Genomic DNA, 21,565 nt, shown 5'->3' on the forward strand with positions numbered 1-21,565 from the left:
ACTATGCAGAGATTCACCGATTTCTATGCGGCAATGAATGGCGGGTCTTCGGTGACCCCCACCGGCCTGGGCTACATTCCCATGGTGATCGAGCAGTCGGGGCGCGGCGAGCGCGCCTACGACATCTATTCGCGTCTGCTCCGCGAACGGCTCATTTTCCTGGTGGGTCCGGTGAACGACGCCACGGCCAACCTGGTCGTGGCTCAGTTGCTGTTCCTGGAATCGGAGAATCCTGACAAGGACATTTCCCTGTACATCAACTCGCCCGGCGGGTCGGTGTACGCGGGAATGGCCATTTTTGACACCATGCAGTTCGTCAAGCCGGACGTGTCCACCCTGTGCACCGGCCTCGCGGCCAGCATGGGCGCGTTCCTGCTGGCGGCTGGCAAGAAGGGCAAGCGTTTCACTCTGCCCAACTCGCGCATCATGATTCACCAGCCCTCGGGCGGCGCCCAGGGGCAGGCTTCCGACATCCAGATCCAGGCCCGCGAAATCCTGGACCTGCGCGAGCGCCTCAACCGCATCCTGTCCAACAACACCGGACAGAGCATGGAGCGCATCGAGCTGGACACGGAACGTGACAACTTCATGTCGGCCGAAGATGCGGTATCGTATGGCCTGGTGGACAAGGTCATGGCCTCCCGGTCCGAAGGCTGACTTCCCGGTTGAACCAGACCCGCTGCCATCATGTTTGAGTAAGCGCATGCGCTAGGCCATTTACCCGGCCTGGCGCATCTTTACCTGAGATACGAAAGAAATATGCCTGAAAAAAAGGGATCGGCAGACGCTAAGGTGCTGCATTGCTCGTTTTGCAATAAAAGCCAGCACGAAGTCCGCAAGCTGATCGCGGGTCCGTCGGTATTCATCTGCGATGAATGCATAGATCTGTGCAACGACATCATCCGCGAAGAGGCCCAGGCCACCGCGCGCGCGGCGATTCGTTCCGAGCTGCCCACTCCGGCTGAAATCAAGACTTTCCTGGACCAGTACGTCATTGGGCAATCGTCGCCCAAGCGCATGCTGGCCGTGGCCGTCTACAACCACTACAAGCGCATTCGCCACGGCGAAATCAAGGGCGACGAAGTCGAGCTCTCCAAGAGCAACATCATGCTGATCGGGCCGACCGGCTCCGGCAAGACGCTCCTGGCCCAGACGCTGGCTCGCATGCTGAACGTGCCCTTCGTCATGGCCGACGCCACCACGCTGACCGAAGCCGGTTATGTGGGTGAAGACGTCGAAAACATCATTCAGAAGTTGCTGCAGAACTGCAACTATGAAGTCGAAAAAGCCCAGCGCGCCATCATCTACATCGACGAGATCGACAAGATTTCGCGCAAGTCCGACAACCCGTCCATCACCCGCGACGTGTCGGGCGAGGGCGTGCAGCAGGCCTTGCTGAAGCTGATCGAAGGTACGGTGGCGTCGGTGCCCCCGCAGGGCGGGCGCAAGCACCCCAACCAGGATTTCGTGCAGGTCGACACGACCAACATTCTGTTCATCGTGGGCGGCGCCTTCGACGGACTGGAAAAGGTCATCCGCGACCGCACTGAAAAGTCCGGTATCGGCTTCTCGGCGTCCGTGCGCGCCAAGTCCGAGCGCGGCGTCGGTGAGCTGTTCTCCGAAGTCGAGCCCGAAGACCTCATCAAGTTCGGTCTCATCCCCGAACTGGTCGGCCGTCTGCCCGTGGTCGCCACGCTGGACGAGCTGGACGAAGCCGCGCTCGTCCAGATTCTGACCGAGCCCAAGAACGCCCTGCTTAAGCAATTCCAGAAGCTGTTCGCCATGGAAGGCGCTGAACTCGACGTGCGCCCTGCCGCACTGAAGGCCATCGCCCGCAAGGCGCTGCGTCGCAAGACGGGTGCTCGCGGCCTGCGTTCCATCATCGAGCAGGCGCTGCTCGACACCATGTACGACCTGCCCTCGCAGGGCAACGTCAAGCGTGTGGTGCTCGACGAAAACGCCATCGAAGGCGAGGGCAAGCCCTTGCTGATCTACGCGGATGAAAACGCCGCGCCAGAGAAGCCGGAGCGCGGAGAAGTCCGCGACGCCGCCGCCTGATATTTCAAAAAAGCCCGTTCTCGTAACGGGTTTTTTTGCCTAGGGCGCTTCTCCATCCACGATCACACTTTTCAGCCGGCCGCCATGGCCGCATACTGAAGACGGTTCCAGGGCCTTTTTGGGGCCTTTTGGTGATCCAGGCGGCCGAGATCTTGAATTTTCGGCTATTGTTCCCATAACAGACGTAATTGACGAGTTTGCTCGGGTATTACCCGGGTGTCCCGTCCCCATACGCCGAGTCATACCGAGGAACCTCATATGTCTGCCAGCCAGACCCTGCCTTCCGACCCGATCGACCTTCCCCTGCTGCCGCTGCGCGACGTCGTAGTGTTCCCGCATATGGTCATCCCGCTGTTCGTCGGCCGTCCGCGCTCCATCCGCGCGCTCGAGGTCGCGATGGAAGCGGGCAAAAGCATCATGCTGGTGGCTCAAAAGTCCGCCGGCAAAGATGACCCCACGCCTGAAGACGTATACGAAATTGGCTGCGTCGCCGGCATCCTGCAAATGCTCAAGCTGCCCGACGGCACCGTGAAGGTGCTGGTTGAAGGCACGCAGCGCGCGCGCATCAACACCATCGAAGACGCCGATTCGCACTTCACCTGCCAGGTGTCGCCTATCGAACCGGACGCCATGCAGGGCTCCGAAACAGAAGCCTTGCGCCGCGCCATCGTTGCGCAGTTCGAGCAGTACGTAAAGCTCAACAAGAAGATCCCCCCGGAGATCCTGACCTCGCTGGCTGGCATCGACGATGCTGGCCGCCTGGCCGACACGATCGCCGCGCATCTTCCCCTGAAGCTCGAGCAGAAGCAGAAGATGCTCGAGATCACCGGCACCTCCGAACGCCTCGAAGGCTTGCTCACGCAACTCGAAACCGAAATCGACATCCTCCAGGTCGAGAAGCGGATTCGTGGCCGCGTGAAGAAGCAGATGGAAAAGAGCCAGCGCGACTACTACCTGAATGAGCAGGTCAAGGCCATTCAGAAGGAGTTGGGCGAAGGCGAAGAGGGCGCGGACATCGAAGAGCTTGAAAAGAAGATCATCGCTGCCCACATGCCCAAAGAGGCGCGCAAGAAAGCCGATGCCGAGCTCAAGAAGCTCAAGCTCATGTCGCCCATGTCGGCCGAAGCCACTGTGGTGCGCAACTATATCGACACGCTCATCAATCTCCCCTGGAGAAAGAAGAGCAAGATCAACAACTCGATCAGCAACGCCGAGACGGTGCTGGACAACGACCACTACGGTCTCGAAAAGGTCAAGGAACGGATCCTCGAATATCTTGCCGTGCAACAGCGCGTGGACAAGGTGAAGGCGCCGATCCTGTGCCTGGTCGGCCCTCCGGGCGTCGGTAAAACCTCGCTTGGTCAGTCGATCGCCAAGGCCACGAACCGCAAGTTCGTGCGTATGGCCCTGGGCGGCGTGCGCGACGAAGCCGAGATCCGCGGTCACCGTCGTACGTACATCGGCTCGATGCCCGGCAAGATCGTGCAGAACATGTCGAAGGTTGGCGTGCGCAATCCGCTGTTCCTGCTTGATGAAATCGACAAGCTGGGCATGGATTTCCGCGGCGATCCCTCGTCGGCCTTGCTCGAAGTGCTGGACCCGGAACAGAACCACACATTCCAGGACCACTACATCGAGGTCGACTTCGATCTCTCCGACGTCATGTTCGTGGCGACCAGCAACACGCTGAACATTCCGCCGGCCCTGCTGGATCGTATGGAAGTGATCCGCCTGTCGGGTTACACCGAGGAAGAAAAGATCCACATCGCCCGCGACCATCTGCTGCCCAAGCTGATGAAGAACAACGGCGTGAAGGATACCGAGCTGACTGTCGACGACAGCGCGCTGCGCGATATCGTGCGTTACTACACCCGCGAAGCCGGTGTCCGTGCGCTCGAGCGCGAAGTGGGCAAGATCTGCCGCAAGGTCATCAAGCAATTGCTGACCCAAAGCGATCGCGCCAAGGCTGAGGGCAAGACGCTCGAGGTCAAGGCGGTCAACGTCACGGCCGACAACCTCAGCGATTACCTCGGTGTGCGCCGCTACGCGTTTGGCATGGCCGAAAAGGAAAACCAGATCGGTCAGGTGACCGGCCTGGCGTGGACGGAAGTCGGCGGCGACCTGCTGACGATCGAAGTCGCGGACATGCCCGGCAAGGGCGTCATCCAACGTACGGGTTCGCTCGGCGACGTGATGAAGGAATCGGTCGAAGCGGCGCGCACCGTTGTGCGTTCGCGGGCTCGCCGCCTGGGCTTTGCCGACAGCGTCTTCGAAAAGCACGACATGCACGTGCACGTGCCGGAAGGTGCGACGCCCAAGGACGGTCCGTCCGCGGGTATCGCGATCACCACGGCCATGGTGTCGGCCCTGTCGCGCATCCCGGTGCGCGCCGACGTCGCCATGACGGGCGAGATCACGCTGCGCGGCGAAGTGCTGCCGATCGGCGGCCTGAAGGAAAAGCTGCTCGCGGCTCACCGTGGCGGTATCAAGACGGTTCTGATTCCGGAAGAAAACGTCAAGGATTTGGCGGAGATCCCGGACAACGTCAAGAACCACCTCGAGATCGTGCCGGTGCGTTGGATCGACAAGGTGCTGGAACTGGCCTTGGAGCGTCTGCCGGAGCCGTTGGCCGAGGAAGAAGTCGTCAAGGAGCCCCTGGTTGCCAAGCCGGCTGAACCCGGCTCTACCGACCCGGTCATGAAGCACTGATGGCGTCTTGAACGCCAGGGCGCTCTCGAAAGAGGGCGCCCGAAGCCCAAGGGTGTCTAAAGTCTTACGGACCGCCCCAAAGCAAAAAACCCCGCTCAGTGAGCGGGGTTTTCTTTTGGATGTGGCATACCGGTAGCGAGGTATGGCGTAGGCGGCGTAAGCCGCCTGCAGGGCTTGGCTATGTGCAGGACAAGGTCCCCGGCTTAGTGCAGCGCTTGCGTGCGGATAAGACCCACCGCAATGCCTTCCAGCGCGAATTCCTGATCGGCCTTGACCACGATGGTTTCGGAGTCGGGATTTTCAGGCAGGAGCTCGATATGGCCGTTCTGGCGTTGAAGGCGCTTGACCGTGACATCGTCGCCGATACGAGCCACCACGATCTGGCCATTGCGGGCTTCAGATGCCTTTTTGACAGCCAGCAGATCGCCTTCAAGGATGCCTGCGTCGCGCATGCTCATGCCGCGGACTTTGAGCAGATAATCGGGCGCCTGGGCAAAGAGGCTGGGGTCCACGCCGACTTCGCGTTCGACATGCTCGGCCGCAAGAATCGGGCTACCCGCCGCAACACGGCCGACCAGCGGCAAGAGAAGCTGGGCGAGGGCAGGGATGGGGAGTGAGGCCTGGGCGGGCGCGGTGGCGGCGTCCTTCAGACGGATGCCCCGCGAGGCGCCGGCCGTGAGCTCGATGGCGCCCTTGCGTGCCAACGCCTTGAGGTGGTCTTCGGCGGCGTTTGGAGAGCGAAAACCCAGGGCCTGGGCGATCTCGGCACGCGTCGGCGGAAAGCCGGTGCGCGTGACCGTTTGCCTGATGAGGTCCAGGATTTGTTGTTGGCGATCCGTGAGTTTGCTGGCCATGGCGATGATCCGGTGCGAGCGGACTGTACATATATACAGCGCCATTCTGGGGGACGCAGCGCAAAAAAGCAAGCTAGTCTCGAAGGCAGCAAAAACGGGACCCGCAGGTCCCGTTTCTGGCTGAAGACGGCTCGGGCCGCCAAGTGATTTACAGCACAGCTGCGATGCCGGCTGCCACCTTGTCGATGTTGCCGCTGTTCAATGCGGCCACGCAGATGCGTCCGCTGGACACGGCGTAGACGCCATGTTCTTCACGCAGACGGTCCACCTGAGCGGCGGAGAGGCCCGAGTACGAGAACATGCCGCGCTGCTTCAGCACGAAGCTGAAGTCCTGCTTGCCGCCGTGCTCTTTGATCTTGTCGACCAGTTGCGCGCGCATCAGGCGGATGCGATCACGCATGCCGGCCAGTTCTTCTTCCCAGAGGGCGAACAGCTCGGGCGTGTTCAGCACCGTGGAGACGACCGTGCCGCCGTGCGTCGGCGGGTTGGAGTAGTTGGTGCGGATGACACGCTTGAGCTGGCTCAGCACGCGCGTGGCTTCGTCCTTGCTGCCGGCCACGACGGTCAGCGCGCCGACACGCTCGCCGTACAGCGAGAACGACTTCGAGAACGACGAGCTGATGAACATGGTCATGTCCAGGTCTGCGAACAGGCGCACGACCGAGGCGTCTTCCGTCAGGCCGTCGCCAAACCCTTGGTAGGCGATGTCCAGGAACGGGACCAGGTTGTTTTCCTTGACGACAGCGGCGATCTGCTTCCACTGGTCGGGGGTGGGATCCGCGCCCGTGGGGTTGTGGCAGCACGCATGCAGCACGACGACGGTCTTGGCGGGCGCGGCCTTCAGGTCGGCCAGCATGGCTTCGAAGTTCAGGCCGCGGGTGGTGGCGTCGTAGTAGGCATAGGTGCCGACTTCAAAACCGGCGCGTTCGAACAGGGCGCGGTGGTTTTCCCAGCTGGGGTCGCTGATCAGGACCTTGGAGCCCGGCAGCAATTGGCGCAGGAAATCGGCGCCGATCTTCAGGGCGCCAGTGCCGCCCAGTGCTTGCGTGGTCAGCACGCGACCAGCGGCAGCCAGCGCGGAATCCTTGCCCAGCAGCAGCGCCTGAGCACCGGCGTTGTAGCCGGCGATGCCTTCGATCGGCAGATAGCCGCGAGCGGCGGCAGCTTCGATGCGGGCGGTTTCGGCCTTGCGCACTGCGCCCAGGAGCGGGATCCGTCCCTGATCATCGTAATACACGCCCACGCCCAGGTTCACTTTACCGGGGCGGGTGTCCGCGTTGTATTGTTCGTTCAGGCCAAGAATGGGGTCGCGCGGCGCGAGCTCGACGGAATCGAATAGGGTGCTCATGGGACTCTGATGAGGTGGGTGGACGCAGTACGAAGTGCTGTGGATAATGGGGGGTTTACCCTGGAACAGTCTAGCATGCCTAAGAGCGCAATAGACCCGAGCGCGGGGGCTCCCGCCGCAGGTCCGGGATTCGTCGATTTCCCTGACAGCCCGTTTCACCTCTATCAACCCTATCCGCCGGCGGGGGACCAGCCCACGGCCATCGCAGGGCTGACGCAGGGTGTCGAAGACGGCCTCATGTACCAGACGCTGCTGGGCGTGACCGGGTCAGGCAAAACCTACACCATGGCCAACGTGATCGCGCGCATGGGCCGCCCGGCGCTGGTCCTTGCGCCCAACAAGACATTGGCCGCGCAGCTCTACGCCGAAATGCGCGAGTTCTTCCCGAAGAACGCGGTGGAGTATTTCGTTTCTTACTACGATTACTACCAGCCCGAGGCCTATGTGCCGACGCGCGACCTGTTCATTGAGAAAGACTCGTCCATCAACGAACACATCGAGCAGATGCGGCTGTCGGCCACCAAAAGCCTGCTCGAACGGCGCGACACGATCATCGTGGGTACGGTGTCGTGCATCTACGGTATCGGCAACCCCGGCGACTATCACGCGATGGTTTTGATCCTTCGCGCGGGCGACCAGATCGCCCGCCGCGAGATCCTCGCGCGCCTGGTGGCCATGCAGTACACCCGTAATGACGCCGAGTTCACGCGTGGGGTCTTCCGCGTGCGCGGCGAGACCATCGACATCTTCCCGGCAGAAAGCGCCGAGCTCGCGTTGCGCGTGACGTTGTTCGATGACGAAATCGAAACGCTCGAACTGTTCGACCCGCTGACGGGTCGCATCCGCCAGAAGCTGCCGCGCTTCACCGTCTATCCCGGCTCGCATTATGTGACGCCGCGCGACACCGTGCTGCGCGCCATCGAAACCATCAAGGAAGAGCTGCGCGAACGCGTCAAGCGGTTCGTCGACGATGGCCACCTGGTCGAGGCTCAGCGTCTTGAGCAACGCACCCGCTTCGATCTGGAAATGCTGCAGGAGCTTGGGTTCTGCAAGGGCATCGAGAACTACTCGCGTCATTTGTCAGGCGCCGCGCCGGGCGACCCGCCACCGACCCTGATTGATTACCTGCCGTCCGACGCGCTGATGTTCATTGACGAGAGCCACGTCACGATCGGCCAGCTCAGCGCCATGTACCGCGGCGACCGCTCCCGCAAGGAGACGCTCGTGCAGTACGGTTTCCGCCTGCCGTCGGCGCTGGACAACCGTCCGCTCAAGCTCGAGGAGTTCGAGACGCGGATGCGCCAGTGCGTATTTGTTTCGGCAACGCCTGCCGCATACGAACAGGAGCACGCGGACAACGTCGTGGAGCAGGTGGTGCGTCCCACGGGCCTTGTCGATCCTATCGTCCAGGTGTTGCCCGCTCGCACGCAGGTGGACGACCTGCTGGGTCAGATCAAGGCGCGTGTTTCTCAAGGCGACCGCGTGCTGGTCACGACGCTGACCAAGCGGATGGCCGAAGACCTGACGGACTTCCTGAGCGAGCATGGCGTGAAGGTGCGCTACCTGCACTCGGACATTGACACGGTCGAGCGCGTCGAAATCCTGCGGGACCTGCGCCTGGGCACGTTCGACGTCCTGGTGGGGATCAACCTGCTGCGCGAGGGTCTGGATATTCCGGAGGTGTCGCTGGTGGCCATCCTGGATGCCGACAAGGAGGGCTTCCTGCGCTCAGAGCGCAGCCTCATTCAGACCATCGGCCGCGCGGCCCGCAACCTGAACGGTCACGCGATTCTCTATGCCGACCGGATCACGGATTCGATGAAACGCGCCATGGACGAGACTGCCCGCCGGCGCACGAAGCAGCTTCAATTCAACGTCGACAACGGCATCACTGCGCGCGGCGTGCACAAGGCGGTGCGTGAATTGATCGACGGTATCGTGGCGCCTGCCCAACACGACACGCTGGAAGCGGCAGTTCCCGCGGAATTGTTGAAGGATGAGAAGGCCCTGGCGCGCGAGATCAAGCGACTGGAAAAGCTGATGATGGACCACGCCCGCAATCTCGAATTCGAACAGGCTGCTGCCGCCCGAGACTCGCTCAATGCCCTCAAGCAGCGTGTGCTGCTGGACGGGGCAGTGTAGGGCAAGGTCGAACGTTTCAATTCATGTCTGTTCGCTTACGGCAAGCTGAAAATGCGCAAAAAGTGGTGCGCTGCCATCATGGTGTAACCATTCAGGAATTTTGCACGCGTTGCGCCTCATGGGTTACCTGAATACAAGCTTGCAACTCCATGATTTCTTTGGGATTATGTGCCCCATTAATTTGCGCTACGTCAATTGCGCAGGTGCAAAAAAAGCTTGCCTTATCTCGGGTTTTCCCGCACACTTGCTTCCATGATGACCAAGGTACTTTTCGTTTGCATGGGCAATATCTGTCGCTCGCCGAGCGCAGAGGGCGTGTTTCGCCATTTGGTGAATGACGCGGGTTTGGGCGATGTTGTGCGCATCGACTCCGCGGGCACGCACGCGTTTCATATCGGCGAGGCGCCTGATGCCCGGGCGCAGGCTGCGGCACGTAAGCGCGGCTACGAGATCACTCACTGCGAGGCGCGTCAGGTCACCGCGGAAGACTTCCGTGACTTCGATCTTATCCTCGCCATGGACTGGGACAATCTGTCCGCCATGCAGCAGCAATGCCCCAAGGCGTACCAGCACAAGCTGATGCTCCTGATGCGCTTTGCCAATGAGTTCGAAGAAGCCACCGTGCCCGATCCGTACTACGGTGGCGCCGACGGTTTCGGCAAAGTCCTGGACTACCTCGAAGATGCCTGTCAGGGTGTTCTCGAACTGGTCCGCAAGCGCGCTACCCAGTACCAGGCTGCCTGATCGGCCGGTTGCAGAGTCGCTTGCAGAGCGGCTCTCAGGGCACAAGGCAGTAAAAAACCGCGCAGATGCGCGGTTTTTTGTAGCCGGGAGCCATACCAAATTAGTCGGGAATAGGCTATACTTGAGCCAATTACTCGGGTATTGACCGCTGGATTCGCTGGCGGCCACTGCCGGAATCACAGGGAATTCACCATGCGGCTAACTACCAAAGGGCGTTTCGCCGTGACTGCCATGATCGACTTGGCTATGCGGCAGCATAGCGGCCCGGTCACTCTTGCGGCCATCAGCCAGCGTCAGAACATTTCGCTTTCGTATCTGGAACAGCTCTTCGGAAAACTCCGTCGTCACGAGCTCGTGGACAGCGTCCGCGGCCCGGGCGGCGGTTATTCGCTTGCGCGCCTGGCGCGCAACGTGACTGTTGCAGACATCATCTTCGCCGTCGACGAACCGCTGGACGCCACGAGCTGTGGCGGCAAGCGGGACTGTACGAGCGGCAACGACGGCAAGCCGGGCAAGTGCATGACGCATGAACTCTGGGCTACGTTGAATCGCAAGATGGTGGATTACCTGGATTCGGTGTCCCTGCAGGATCTCGTCGATCAGCAGCGTGTGCGCCAATTGCAGGAAGCGACCAATCAAGCACAGGCCTGCGCAGTGCGCGTGAACCGGGTGGGAGGCGCTACCGCCGCCAACGCCCCGACCACCACTGTTGCTGCCAACGCCACCGTATAAGAAGTAGGAGTTGTAGAAATGACCACCCGTCCGATCTATCTGGATTATTCGGCCACGACGCCTGTCGATCCCCGCGTTGTCGATGCCATGGTGCCGTGGCTGTACGAAAACTTCGGCAACCCGGCGTCGCGCAGCCATGCGTTTGGCTGGGAATCCGAAGAGGCCGTCGAACGCGCCCGCGAACAAGTCGCCAAGCTGGTCAATGCCGACCCGCGCGAAATCGTCTGGACCTCCGGCGCCACCGAATCCAACAACCTCGCCATCAAGGGCGCGGCAAATTTCTATGCCGAGCGCGGCAAGCACATCATCACGGTCAAGACCGAACACAAGGCGGTTCTGGACACCTGTCGTGAACTGGAGCGCCAGGGCTTCGAAGTCACCTATCTGAACGTCAAGGACAACGGCCTGATCGACCTGGAGGTCTTCAAGGCTGCGCTGCGTCCCGACACCGTGCTGGTGTCCGTGATGATGGTGAACAACGAAATCGGCGTGATCCAGGACGTGCAAACGCTGGGTGAAATCTGCCGCGAAAAGGGCATCATTTTCCACGTCGACGCCGCTCAGGCGACCGGCAAGGTGGAAATCGACCTGCAGAAGCTCAAGGTCGACCTGATGTCGTTCTCGGCCCACAAGACTTACGGCCCCAAGGGCATCGGTGCGTTGTACGTGCGCCGCAAGCCGCGTATCCGTATCGAAGCGCAGATGCATGGCGGCGGTCATGAGCGCGGTTTCCGCTCGGGCACGCTGGCCACGCACCAGATCGTCGGCATGGGCGAAGCCTTCCGCCTGGCGCGCGAAGAAATGGGCACCGAGAACGAGCGCATCCGCATGCTGCGTGATCGCCTGTGGAATGGCCTGTCGGAGATCGAAGAGGTCTACCTGAACGGCGACATGGACCAGCGCGTGCCGCACAACCTGAACGTGAGCTTCAATTACGTCGAAGGCGAGTCCCTGATCATGGCGATCAAGGAGCTTGCGGTTTCCAGCGGTTCGGCCTGCACCTCGGCCAGCCTGGAGCCTTCGTACGTGCTGCGCGCCCTGGGCCGCAACGATGAACTGGCGCACAGCTCGATCCGCTTCACGCTGGGTCGTTTCACGACCGAGAAGGAAGTGGACTTTGCGGTCGAACTGATCAAGAGCCGGGTTGGCAAGCTGCGCGATATGTCGCCGCTTTGGGAAATGGCCAAGGAAGGCATCGACTTGAACACCGTGCAGTGGGCCGCGCACTAAGCGCCCGCGCCTTGATATACGTGGAGAATTAACATGTCTTACAGCACCAAAGTTCTGGATCACTACGAAAACCCCCGCAACGTCGGTTCGTTCGACAAGTCGGACGACTCGGTGGGCACCGGCATGGTCGGCGCGCCGGCCTGTGGCGACGTGATGAAGCTGCAGATCAAGGTGAACGAAGCTGGCGTTATTGAAGACGCGCGCTTCAAGACCTACGGCTGTGGCTCGGCCATCGCCTCCAGCTCGCTCGTGACCGAATGGGTCAAGGGCAAGACGTTGGACCAAGCCATGAACATCCGCAACACGCAGATCGCCGAAGAACTGGCGCTGCCGCCGGTGAAGGTGCACTGTTCCATCCTGGCCGAAGACGCGATCAAGGCCGCGGTGCAGAACTACAAAGAAAAGCATTCGGCCACCGCCGAAGCTGTGGCGGGCTGATCATGTCCGTTACCCTGACCCAACAGGCTGCCACCCACATCGGCCGCTACTTGCAGAAGCGCGGAAAGGGTATCGGCTTGCGGCTCGGCGTTAGGACGACGGGCTGCTCCGGCATGGCCTACAAGTTGGAGTATGTCGACGCGGTCGAAGCGGAAGATGTCGTCTTCGAGAGCTTTGGCGTGAAGGTCTTCATTGACCCCAAGAGCCTGTCGTATCTCGATGGCACGGAGCTGGACTACGCCCGCGAGGGCCTGAACGAAGGCTTCAAGTTCCGCAACCCCAACGAGAAGGCGACCTGCGGCTGCGGCGAGTCGTTCACGGTGTAAGTCTTGGCTGGTGACGATCACTTCAGCCTGTTTGGCTTGCCGGCACGATTCGACCTGGACGGCCAGGCGCTTGAGCACGCCTGGCGCACCGTCGCCGCGAAGGTGCACCCCGACCGCTTTGCCACGGCCAGCCCCGCGGAACGCCGCGTGGCGATGCAATGGGCGGCACGGGCCAACGAGGCCTATCGCGAATTGAAGGATCCGCTGCTGCGGGCCCGCTACCTGTGCGAACAGGCGGGCGTGGACCTGCAGACCGAAAGCAACACGTCCATGGACGGCGCTTTCCTGATGCAGCAGATGACCTGGCGCGAGATGCTGGATGACGGGCGCGACGACGCCAGCGTTCTGAACGCGTTGCAAGCCGAACTGGACGAGGCGCGTGCCGAGATGCGCGCCACGCTGACGCGCCTTCTGGATGACGAACGCGATTACGCGGCGGCCGGGCGCAAGGTGCGGGAATGGATGTTCGTGGAAAAGCTGGCTCAGGAGCTGGCCCACGTGCAGCCCGCGGGATAGCCAACGGCGCGCTGGGGCGTTCCCGTCATGGGCGCCTGTCCGGCGCGGCCTACTGACCAGAAAAACAGAATCATGGCCTTATTGCAGATTTCCGAGCCCGGTGAATCGCCCGCGCCGCACCAGCGCAAGCTGGCGGTCGGGATTGACCTGGGCACCACCAATTCGCTGGTCGCTGCCGTGCGCAGCAGCGTGGCTGAAGTGCTGCCCGATGCCCAAGGCCATGCCTTGCTGCCGTCGGCGGTGCGCTATTTCCCCGGCGGCAAGGTCACCACGGGCCGCGAGCCGCTGGCCCAGCAGGCCGAAGATCCCCTGAACACGGTCGTTTCCGTGAAGCGTTTCATGGGCCGGTCGCTGGAAGAGGCGCAGGCAACGCGCGCGCCTTATGAGTTTGTCGATGCACCCGGGATGGTCCGGATCCGCACGGCGCAGGGCGACCTGAGCCCGGTCGAGGTGTCCGCGCAGATCCTGGCAGTGCTGCGCCAACGCGCCGAAGACGTGCTGGGCGACGAGCTGGTGGGCGCGGTCATTACCGTGCCCGCGTATTTTGACGACGCGCAGCGTCAGGCCACGCGCGACGCCGCGCGCCTGGCGGGCTTGAACGTGCTGCGCCTGTTGAATGAACCGACCGCGGCCGCCATTGCCTATGGGCTGGACAATGCCGCCGAGGGTGTCTACGCCGTTTATGACCTGGGCGGCGGCACGTTTGATATTTCCATCCTGCGCCTGACGCAGGGCGTGTTCGAAGTGATTTCCACGGGCGGCGATACGGCGCTTGGCGGCGACGACTTCGATGTCCTGATCGCGGATCATGCCGTGGCGAAGCTGGGCTTGGGCGAACTGTCGCCCGCCGAGCGCCGCGGTTTGCTGATGGCGGCGCGCGCCGCGCGTGAAACGCTGTCGGACGCCGACGTGACGAGCCTGAAGCTGACGCTGTCGGGCGGACGCGACGTCGATCTGACGCTTACCCGTGATGAATTTGAATCGCTGGCCCAGCCGCTGATCGAGCGCACGCTGGACACGGCGCGCCGCGCGCTGCGCGATGCGGCGCTCAAGCCGGCCGACGTGCGCGGCGTGGTGATGGTGGGCGGTGCGACGCGCATGCCTGTCGTGCGCGCCGCGGTGGCCAAGGTGTTCGGCACGGAACCGCTGACCGATCTGGATCCGGATCAGGTCGTGGCGCTGGGCGCCGCGCTGCAGGCCAATCTGTTGGCGGGCAACCGGGCGCCGGGTGAAGACTGGCTGCTGCTGGACGTGATTCCGCTGTCGCTGGGCCTGGAAACGATGGGCGGCCTGGTCGAACGCATCATTCCGCGCAACAGCACCATCCCTGTGGCGCGCGCGCAGGAATTCACGACGTTCAAGGACGGCCAGACGGCCATGAGCATCCACGTGGTGCAGGGCGAGCGCGACCTGGTGGCGGATTCCCGTTCACTGGCGCGCTTTGAACTGCGCGGCATTCCGCCGATGGTGGCGGGCGCCGCACGTATCCGCGTGACCTTCCAGGTCGACGCGGATGGCCTGCTCAGCGTCACGGCGCGCGAGCAGAGCCAGGGCGTCGAGGCAATGGTGTCCGTCAAGCCGTCTTACGGTCTGTCCGACGACGAGATCGCGCAGATGTTGGCCGATAGCGTGGCGCAGGCTGACACGGATGCCAAGGCGCGCATGTTGCGAGAGCAGCAGGTCGACGCGCGCCAGTTGGTGGAATCGGTGCAGGCGGCGCTGGCCGTTGATGGCGACCTGCTGGAGCCGGAAGAACGCAAGCGGGTGGACGAGTGCCTGGAGGCCGCTATCGCGGCGCAGCAGGCCCAGGACGTGGACACCGTCACCCAAGCCGTGCAGGCCCTGTCCGCCGCGACCGACGACTTTGCCGCGCGCCGCATGGACCGCAGCATCCGCGCCGCGTTGGCCGGCCGCAAACTAGACGAAATCGCCTGATAAGAAGTTATGCCGAAACTGACTGTATTGCCTCATCCCGACTACTGTCCCGAAGGCGCGGTGATCGAAGATGCGCCCAAGGGCGTGTCGATCTGCCGCGTGCTGCTGGACAACCACATCGATATCGAGCACGCCTGCGAACTGTCGTGCGCCTGCACGACCTGTCATGTGGTGGTCAAGCAGGGTTATTCTTCGCTGGAAGACGCCACGGACGACGAGGAAGACCTGCTGGACAAGGCCTGGGGCCTGACCCCGACGTCGCGTCTGTCGTGCCAGGCGCTGGTGACCGACGCAGACCTGACGGTCGAGATTCCCAAGTACACGATCAATCACGCCAAAGAGGGCCATTGATGAAGTGGACCGACACCTACGAGATTGCGGCTGCGCTGTACGACGCGCACCCTGACGTGGACCCGAAGGTGCTGCGTTTTACGCAGTTGCGCGAATGGGTCATGGCCTTGCCGGGCTTCAGCGACGATCCCGCCCACAGCGGCGAGAAGATCCTGGAGGCCATTCAGATGGCCTGGATCGAAGAAGCCGACTGAATGTGGCTGCACAAGACGCTCCCTTTAGGGAGCGTTTTTTTTGGGCGGAGCGGCCAGGCTGCGGGCAGCCTCGGGCGCGGTCTCGCGCATGACATGCTCGCGTCGCGCGGGCCACGGTATCATCGGGGATTCGTTTGTTTGTCCTTTCCAGCCGAGTCCACCGATGCCCGCTGCCCAATTGCGTTTTGGCCTGGCCGCCAATCGTTTGCACCATGAAACCCCCGACGCTGCCCTGTTCACTTGGCTGCGTGCGTGTTCGTCCACCATCCGCGAGCTGGGCGTGCAGTTGCACACGGTGGGGCGCACCCATGATGCGATCGTGCGCGAAGGCATGCTGCAGGGTTATCCCGGTCTGATCCGTTACCCGTACGGCCGCGAGGGCGGTCTGATGAAGCTGGTGGCGCGCGTGACCGAAGGTCGTGACGGCCAGGCGCCGTTTGATGGCGCGATCTACCTGATCGATCCCGTTGACCCGTCGTCGATTTTTCCCGAAGCGCTGGCGCTCAAGCGGCAGTGCATTACGCACGGCCGTCCGTTCATTTCGACGCTGGCGGGTGCCATCGAATGGATGGAGGTCGAACGCATACACGCCGGGCTGGCGCCGGATGCGTCCGCGTCGCGCCATTTCAATTTCTCGGGTCAGACGCTGGCGATGATCGCCCACGACGCGCTCAAGGACGAGATGGTGGCGTTTGCCAGCGAGCATTTCGATGTGCTGTCGCGCTTTGCCCGGCGCGTGGCCACCGGCACGACCGGCGGCCGGCTGAATGAGCTGGCGTGGTCGCGCGGCTGGCCCAAGGACACGCCGTGGGTGCATCGCTACCTGAGCGGCCCCCTGGGCGGCGATGCGCAGATTGCGGAGCTAGTGCTTGAGCACCAATGCCAGCGCGTCATCTTCTTTGAAGACCCCCACGTCGCACGCCAGCACGAGGCCGATATCCAGCTGCTGGAACGGGCGGTGCGCGTCGTCACCGAGTCCGCCACCTGCGCCACATCGCCCACGGTCGCGCGCCGCTGGGCGCAAGCGGTCGAAAAGCGGATCGTCTGAGCGCTACGCGCGCGCCGCGGCAGGCCCCGCGTCGGTGATGATGCGGGCGACGCGGTCCGCGACGGCTGCCGCCGCCAGCGACAGCGGCAGCACGTCGGAACGGCACAGGAATACCGGGCGGGTCAGACGGGGCCGGCTGATCCGCCGCAATTGCACGAGGCCGCGCTCGGCCTCCTGGCGTACGGCTTCAAACGACAGGATCGTATGGGCGACCCCGGCCTGCGCCAGCTCGATCAGCTGCGGGATGGCGTTGGCTTCGGCAATGACGCGGAATTCAACCTGTTCGCGCTGCTGATATTGATCCAGTAAGCGTCGCAGGCTGTGCGGATTGCCCGGCAGCACCAAAGGCAACGCGGACAGGGCGCGCAGGCTGATGGTCGGCAGCGCAGCCAGCTCTGCTGATGCGCGTTTGCCGCGTTTTGCCAGGGGCGGTGATACGACCACCAGCTCCTCGTCGATCAGATGCTGGAAACGCAGATCGACGGACGCTTCATCGCTGAATGTCAGTCCCAGATCGGCATGGCCCGAGCTCACGAAGCCGGGGATGTAGCCCGTGCTGGACTCGATGATCTTCAAGTAGACGCCCGGCCAGTGGGCGAGGCTGAACCGCAGCAGCGGCACCGTCAGCAGCTTGGCCATGGACGTCGACATGGCCAGCGACACCGTGCCACGCGGCGCGTTGAGGTCTTCACGCACATCGGCACGCGCCGCGTCGATGCGGCCGAGGATTTCACGCGCATGCGCCAACAGGCGCGTGCCCGCCGCGGTGGGCGCGACGCCGCGGGCGCTGCGTTGCAGCAGGACGACGCCCAGGTCTTCTTCAAGATTGCGGATCTGCAAACTGAGCGCAGGCTGGGCCACATGCAGCGCCGTGGCGGCGCGGCTGATCGAACCCGTTGACACCACCGCGACAAAGCATTGCATCGCGCGTATGGACATGGACATGAAGGATCTCAAAAAAAGCGGGCCATCATTTCTTTGTTATGGCCCGCATATTTAAACGGTATTTCTAATATAGCAATCCGCTTCCGATAATGGGCGCCATCCAAAAGAACCACAGGAGACATCATGACGCTCAACAAACTGTTTGCCGCCTGCCTCGCTTGTTCGGCGCTGTCCGCGCCCGCGTTTGCGGAAGCGTGGCCCTCCAAGCCCATCACGCTGGTGGTGCCGTTTTCAGCGGGCGGGCCAACGGATTTCATCGCGCGTCTGGTGGCCGAGCCGCTGGCGCGTGAACTGGGCCAGCAGGTCATCGTGCAGAACAAGCCGGGCGCGAGCGGAAACGTGGGCTACCAGAGCGTGCTCAATGGTACGGCCGATGGCTACACGCTGATGCACAACACGGTGGCCATGCAGGCCATCAATCCGCTGATGTATCCCAGCGCCAAGATGCATCCGCTGAAGGATTATGTGCCGGTCGGCACGACGGGCGCGATGCCGAACCTGCTGGTGGTGAACCCCGAGCGCACGCCCGTCAACACGCTGGCCGAGCTGGTCGAGCGCGGGCGCAGCGCGCCGCACGGCCTGAGCTACGCGACGTTCGGTCCTGGCAGCTCGCCGCACGTGTACGGCGCGTCGCTGCAGAAGCTGGCCAATTTTCAGGCTGTGGGTGTGGCCTACAAGGGCAGCGCCAATGCCGTGACCGATGTGATCGGCGGGCAGGTCGACTTTCTGTTCGACAGCATGTCCACCAGCATCGGGCAGGTGCAAGGCGGCCGGTTGAAGGCGCTGGCCATTACGTCCGCCGAACGATCGCCGTTGCTGCCGAACGTGCCCACCTTGAAGGAAGCGGGCTACCCCAGTCTGGATTTGAAGTTCTGGTTCGCGTTGCAGACGCCCGCCGGCACGCCAGACGACGTCGTGCAGAAGCTGCGCGCCGCGGTCGCCAAGGTGGTGGGCAGCGACGCGTACCGCAAAGCGATGCAGGAGCGCGGGGCCGAGGCCTTTCAGGTGGCGCCGGCCAAGCTGGATGACTTCTTCAAGCAGGAAACCGCGCAGTGGACGCAGGCCGCGAACACCATTGGGCTGAAGGCGGAACAGTGAACACGGCAGGCGGGCATCGCATGACTCCATTGAAGAACATCACGGTCCTGGACCTGAGCAAGGTGCTTGCGGGGCCGCTGTGCGGGCAGTATCTGGGCGAGCTTGGCGCGCGCGTGATCAAGGTCGAACCGGTGGGCACCGGCGACGATACGCGGGCGTGGTTGCCGCAGGATGCGGGCCAATCCGCGACCTTTCTGGCCGTCAATCACAACAAGCGCAGCCTGGCGGTGGACTTGAAGTCCGAGGCGGGGCGGGCGGTGGTGCATCGCCTGGCCGCGCAGGCCGACGTCGTACTGCAGGGCTTTGGCGGCAAGACCGCCGCGCGGCTGGGCGTGGATTACGAGACGCTCGCTGGCATCAACCCGCGCCTCGTGTACTGCGAGATCTCGGGCTATGGCCGGGAGGGCCCGATGGGCGAGGAGCCCGGCTATGACGTCATGCTGCAAGCCTTCAGCGGCATGATCAGCACGATGGGCGATCCGGGCGGCAATTTTGTGCGTGCCAGCTTTTCGCCCGTGGATCTGGGCACCGGTTCGTTTGCGCTGAGCGGGATTCTGGCGGCGCTGCTGGAGCGCGGCCAGACGGGCAAGGGGCAGTATCTGGACGTGTCGCTGCTGGATACGTCGTTGGGCCTGATGTCCTACATGGCGCAGAACTATTGGCGCACGGGCAAGGTGCCCCGCCGCATGGGCACCGGGCATCCGGCCATGTGTCCTTACCAGGCCTTTCGCGCGTCCGATGGCGATCTGATGCTGGGGGTGGGCAACGACGCGCAGTGGCGGCGTTTCTGCGCGGCGGCGGGGCTGCAGGATTATGTGGATGCGCCGGCGTTTGCGACGAATGCCGAACGTGTCCGCAACTTTGATGCGACGGTTGCCCTGGTGCAGTCGTGCATCGAAACGCGCACGGTGGCGCAATGGCTGGACGTGCTCAAGCCGGCGGGCATTGCCTGTTCCGCGATTCACACGTTGGACCAGGCGCTGGCGCATCCGCAGGTCGCGTCGCGTGAGTTGATCGTGACGAGCCAGCATCCGGTCCTGGGCGAGGTGCGCAACGTAGGCCTGCCCGTGCGATTCGGACGGCAGCCGCGCGTCGCTGCGCGGCCCGCGCCGATGCTGGGCGAGCACAGCCGCGAGATCCTTGCGGAACTGGGCTTTGACGAATCGGAGGTCGCAGCGATGCTGGCAACCGGCAGCGTGCAGCAACACGCCGCCCACGGAGATGCGAAATGAGTTCCTTGCGTTATGAGGTCCGGGACGGCATTGCGGAAATTCATCTGTGCCATGCGCCCGTCAACGCGCTGGACGTGAACGTGCTGGACGCGCTGATCGGCGCGCTGGACGAGGCAAATGCGGATCCGTCCGTGCGCGCGGTGCTGCTGGCGAGCGGTCTGCCGGGCCGATTCTGCGCGGGGCTGGATATGAAGCAGCTGCTGCAAAGCACGCCCGCGCGCGTGCGCGAGTTGCTGACTCGGCTTTACATCAAGCTATATGACGCGCAGTTCAATCTGACCAAGCCGTCGATATCCGTCGTGTCGGGCGCGGTGCGCGGCGGCGGCATGACCGTGGCGATTTCCAGCGACATGATCGTAGCCGCCGACACCGCGACATTCGGTTATCCGGAGATCGACGTGGGTGTGCTGCCCGCCATTCATTACGTGCATCTGCCGGCCATCGTGGGCAAGCACCGGGCGTTCGATCTGCTGTTCACCGGCCGCACCTTCGACGCGCACGAGGCGCACGCGATGGGTTTGGCGACGCGCGTGGCGCCGGAGGCCGAGCTGCTGGATCAAGCGCGCGCGCTGGCGCGGTCGCTGGCCGCCAAGCCCCCGGAAGTCCTGGCGATGGGACGGCGCGCATTCGTGTACAGCAACGACAACGAGTACCGGCGCCGGGTCGCGACGGCGGTGGAGGTGTTCTGCAACGCCGCTGCCACGCCGGAGGCGCACGAAGGCTTGAGCGCCTTCGTGCAGAAGCGCGCGCCCGACTGGGCCAGCGTCGCCGAGGCGCGCTAGCGCTACTGGCCGGTGAAACGGGGAGGGCGCTTTTCGCGGAACGCCGCGACGCCCTCCGCGAAGTCCGCCCGCGCGGCCGACTGCAGAAAGCGTGCGGTCTCTTCGGCAAGCTGCGTTTCCAGCGGCGCGTGCGCGGCACTGCGCAGCAATGCCTTGGCGCCTGCAATGCCGTGCGGTGCGTGGCGGGCGAAATCCTGCGCATAAGCCTGCGCCGCAGCCGCCAGTTCACCGGCCGGCGCGGTGCGCGTGATGATGCCCCACTCCTGCGCCTCGTCAGCGGTGAACGCGTCGTGCCGCAACAGAAGATCAAGCGCGCGCTTGGGACCGGCGGCGCGGATGAGGCCATGCGTCATGCCGGCATCGGGCGTGGCGCCGAGCTTCAGGTAGGCCGTCATGAAGCGTGCGCCGGCTTCGGCGATGGCCAGATCGCAAGCCAGCACCAGCGACAGGCCCGCGCCCGCTGCCACGCCGTGCACCTGCGCGAGCCAGACCTTGTCCATGCGCGGAATGCGCGCGACGAAATCATTGAGTGGCGTGAAGAGATCCGACAGCGTGGCGCGAACCGTTGCCGTGTCGCCCGTGAACATGCTGATGTCGCCGCCCGCGCAGAAGGCCTTGCCCACGCCGCGCAACAGCACGACCTTCACGGCGTCGCGCGTTTCGAGCCACTGCGCGGCCCGCAGCAGGTCGCGGGCCATGGCGACATCGATGGCGTTGAGCGCGTCCGCCCGGTTCAGCGTCAGAGTGGCGAGGGCGCCGTCGGTCTCCAGCAACAGCGTCTGGAACTCCGGTAGTTCCTGGGTCATGGCGAGTCTCCGTTGTCGGGTAAATACCAACTGTCGATCAAAAAACCGCGATGCTATGGTCTGAACCGAGCGCTTGC

General features: G+C 63.3%; 21 protein-coding genes. 17 read left to right on the plus strand and 4 right to left on the minus strand.

Going from position 1 to position 21,565, the window contains the following annotated elements:
• The first annotated feature begins 3 nt into the window (after window positions 1-3).
• The 3 genes from clpP (at window position 4) to lon (ending at window position 4,767) form a co-directional block, all read left to right on the plus strand.
• Window positions 4-657: an ATP-dependent Clp endopeptidase proteolytic subunit ClpP gene (gene clpP, locus AC6CIE_RS03225; RefSeq protein WP_175123408.1), complete on the plus strand. Its 654-nt coding sequence runs from the start codon at window positions 4-6 to the stop codon at window positions 655-657.
• A 102-nt stretch (window positions 658-759) separates the two neighbouring features.
• Window positions 760-2,058, plus strand: coding sequence for an ATP-dependent Clp protease ATP-binding subunit ClpX (gene clpX / locus AC6CIE_RS03230; protein WP_056562435.1), 1,299 nt, complete (start codon window positions 760-762; stop codon window positions 2,056-2,058).
• Between the two features lie 258 nt (window positions 2,059-2,316).
• Window positions 2,317-4,767, plus strand: a complete 2,451-nt coding sequence (lon, locus tag AC6CIE_RS03235) for an endopeptidase La (RefSeq protein ID WP_495601364.1) — start codon at window positions 2,317-2,319, stop codon at window positions 4,765-4,767.
• A gap of 203 nt (window positions 4,768-4,970) precedes the next feature.
• On the opposite strand, the gene lexA is transcribed toward lon, so the two are convergent.
• Window positions 4,971-5,621, minus strand: a complete 651-nt coding sequence (gene lexA / locus AC6CIE_RS03240; RefSeq protein ID WP_498091123.1) for a transcriptional repressor LexA — start codon at window positions 5,619-5,621, stop codon at window positions 4,971-4,973.
• A gap of 148 nt (window positions 5,622-5,769) precedes the next feature.
• On the minus strand, window positions 5,770-6,969 hold the full coding sequence (locus tag AC6CIE_RS03245; RefSeq protein ID WP_105239416.1) for an amino acid aminotransferase: 1,200 nt from the start codon (window positions 6,967-6,969) through the stop codon (window positions 5,770-5,772).
• 75 nt (window positions 6,970-7,044) lie between these two features.
• On the opposite strand from AC6CIE_RS03245, the gene uvrB reads away from it, so the two are divergent.
• The 11 genes from uvrB to AC6CIE_RS03300 all read left to right on the plus strand — a co-directional run bounded on the left by uvrB (window position 7,045) and on the right by AC6CIE_RS03300 (window position 16,625).
• Window positions 7,045-9,111 (plus strand): excinuclease ABC subunit UvrB, encoded by a 2,067-nt coding sequence (gene uvrB, locus AC6CIE_RS03250; protein ID WP_175123405.1) that lies wholly within the window; start codon window positions 7,045-7,047, stop codon window positions 9,109-9,111.
• Window positions 9,112-9,363: 252 nt separating this feature from the next.
• Window positions 9,364-9,855: a low molecular weight protein-tyrosine-phosphatase gene (locus AC6CIE_RS03255; RefSeq protein WP_006386176.1), complete on the plus strand. Its 492-nt coding sequence runs from the start codon at window positions 9,364-9,366 to the stop codon at window positions 9,853-9,855.
• A 192-nt stretch (window positions 9,856-10,047) separates the two neighbouring features.
• Window positions 10,048-10,587, plus strand: coding sequence for a Fe-S cluster assembly transcriptional regulator IscR (iscR, locus tag AC6CIE_RS03260; RefSeq protein WP_056318865.1), 540 nt, complete (start codon window positions 10,048-10,050; stop codon window positions 10,585-10,587).
• Window positions 10,588-10,605: 18 nt separating this feature from the next.
• Window positions 10,606-11,817, plus strand: a complete 1,212-nt coding sequence (locus AC6CIE_RS03265; RefSeq protein WP_498091125.1) for an IscS subfamily cysteine desulfurase — start codon at window positions 10,606-10,608, stop codon at window positions 11,815-11,817.
• 33 nt (window positions 11,818-11,850) lie between these two features.
• A complete protein-coding gene (gene iscU / locus AC6CIE_RS03270; RefSeq protein ID WP_175123403.1) occupies window positions 11,851-12,255 on the plus strand; it encodes a Fe-S cluster assembly scaffold IscU in 405 nt (134 codons plus the stop codon).
• Window positions 12,256-12,257: 2 nt separating this feature from the next.
• The gene (gene iscA / locus AC6CIE_RS03275) at window positions 12,258-12,581 is read left to right on the plus strand and encodes an iron-sulfur cluster assembly protein IscA (protein ID WP_175123402.1); all 324 of its coding nucleotides are present in this window, start codon (window positions 12,258-12,260) and stop codon (window positions 12,579-12,581) included.
• 3 nt (window positions 12,582-12,584) lie between these two features.
• A complete protein-coding gene (gene hscB / locus AC6CIE_RS03280) occupies window positions 12,585-13,097 on the plus strand; it encodes a Fe-S protein assembly co-chaperone HscB (RefSeq protein ID WP_175123401.1) in 513 nt (170 codons plus the stop codon).
• A 72-nt stretch (window positions 13,098-13,169) separates the two neighbouring features.
• Window positions 13,170-15,032, plus strand: coding sequence for a Fe-S protein assembly chaperone HscA (gene hscA / locus AC6CIE_RS03285; RefSeq protein WP_175183808.1), 1,863 nt, complete (start codon window positions 13,170-13,172; stop codon window positions 15,030-15,032).
• 9 nt (window positions 15,033-15,041) lie between these two features.
• Complete coding sequence (gene fdx / locus AC6CIE_RS03290) at window positions 15,042-15,383, plus strand: ISC system 2Fe-2S type ferredoxin (RefSeq protein WP_013394592.1); 342 nt, start codon at window positions 15,042-15,044, stop codon at window positions 15,381-15,383.
• Window positions 15,383-15,577, plus strand: coding sequence for a Fe-S cluster assembly protein IscX (gene iscX, locus AC6CIE_RS03295; RefSeq protein ID WP_175123399.1), 195 nt, complete (start codon window positions 15,383-15,385; stop codon window positions 15,575-15,577). The genes fdx and iscX overlap by 1 nt, the downstream gene beginning before the upstream one ends.
• 163 nt (window positions 15,578-15,740) lie before the next feature.
• Window positions 15,741-16,625 carry a methylglyoxal synthase gene (locus AC6CIE_RS03300; protein ID WP_056562398.1) on the plus strand — a complete coding sequence of 295 codons (885 nt, stop codon included), beginning with the start codon at window positions 15,741-15,743 and terminating at the stop codon, window positions 16,623-16,625.
• A gap of 3 nt (window positions 16,626-16,628) precedes the next feature.
• On the opposite strand, the gene AC6CIE_RS03305 is transcribed toward AC6CIE_RS03300, so the two are convergent.
• The gene (locus AC6CIE_RS03305) at window positions 16,629-17,570 is read right to left on the minus strand and encodes a LysR family transcriptional regulator (RefSeq protein ID WP_498091127.1); all 942 of its coding nucleotides are present in this window, start codon (window positions 17,568-17,570) and stop codon (window positions 16,629-16,631) included.
• Between the two features lie 123 nt (window positions 17,571-17,693).
• Between AC6CIE_RS03305 and AC6CIE_RS03310 the strand changes: the two genes are divergently transcribed.
• The 3 genes from AC6CIE_RS03310 to AC6CIE_RS03320 are packed head-to-tail and all read left to right on the plus strand — an operon-like array spanning window position 17,694 to window position 20,682.
• Window positions 17,694-18,668, plus strand: a complete 975-nt coding sequence (locus AC6CIE_RS03310; RefSeq protein WP_498091128.1) for a Bug family tripartite tricarboxylate transporter substrate binding protein — start codon at window positions 17,694-17,696, stop codon at window positions 18,666-18,668.
• A 20-nt stretch (window positions 18,669-18,688) separates the two neighbouring features.
• Window positions 18,689-19,900 (plus strand): CaiB/BaiF CoA transferase family protein, encoded by a 1,212-nt coding sequence (locus AC6CIE_RS03315; protein WP_498091130.1) that lies wholly within the window; start codon window positions 18,689-18,691, stop codon window positions 19,898-19,900.
• On the plus strand, window positions 19,897-20,682 hold the full coding sequence (locus AC6CIE_RS03320) for an enoyl-CoA hydratase/isomerase family protein (protein ID WP_498091132.1): 786 nt from the start codon (window positions 19,897-19,899) through the stop codon (window positions 20,680-20,682). Before AC6CIE_RS03315 ends, AC6CIE_RS03320 begins: the two co-directional genes overlap by 4 nt.
• Before the next feature lie 2 nt (window positions 20,683-20,684).
• On the opposite strand, the gene AC6CIE_RS03325 is transcribed toward AC6CIE_RS03320, so the two are convergent.
• The gene (locus AC6CIE_RS03325; RefSeq protein WP_175183804.1) at window positions 20,685-21,488 is read right to left on the minus strand and encodes an enoyl-CoA hydratase/isomerase family protein; all 804 of its coding nucleotides are present in this window, start codon (window positions 21,486-21,488) and stop codon (window positions 20,685-20,687) included.
• Between the last annotated feature and the right edge of the window lie 77 nt (window positions 21,489-21,565).

The sequence above is a fragment of the Achromobacter sp. GQ309 genome, from assembly GCF_059759315.1.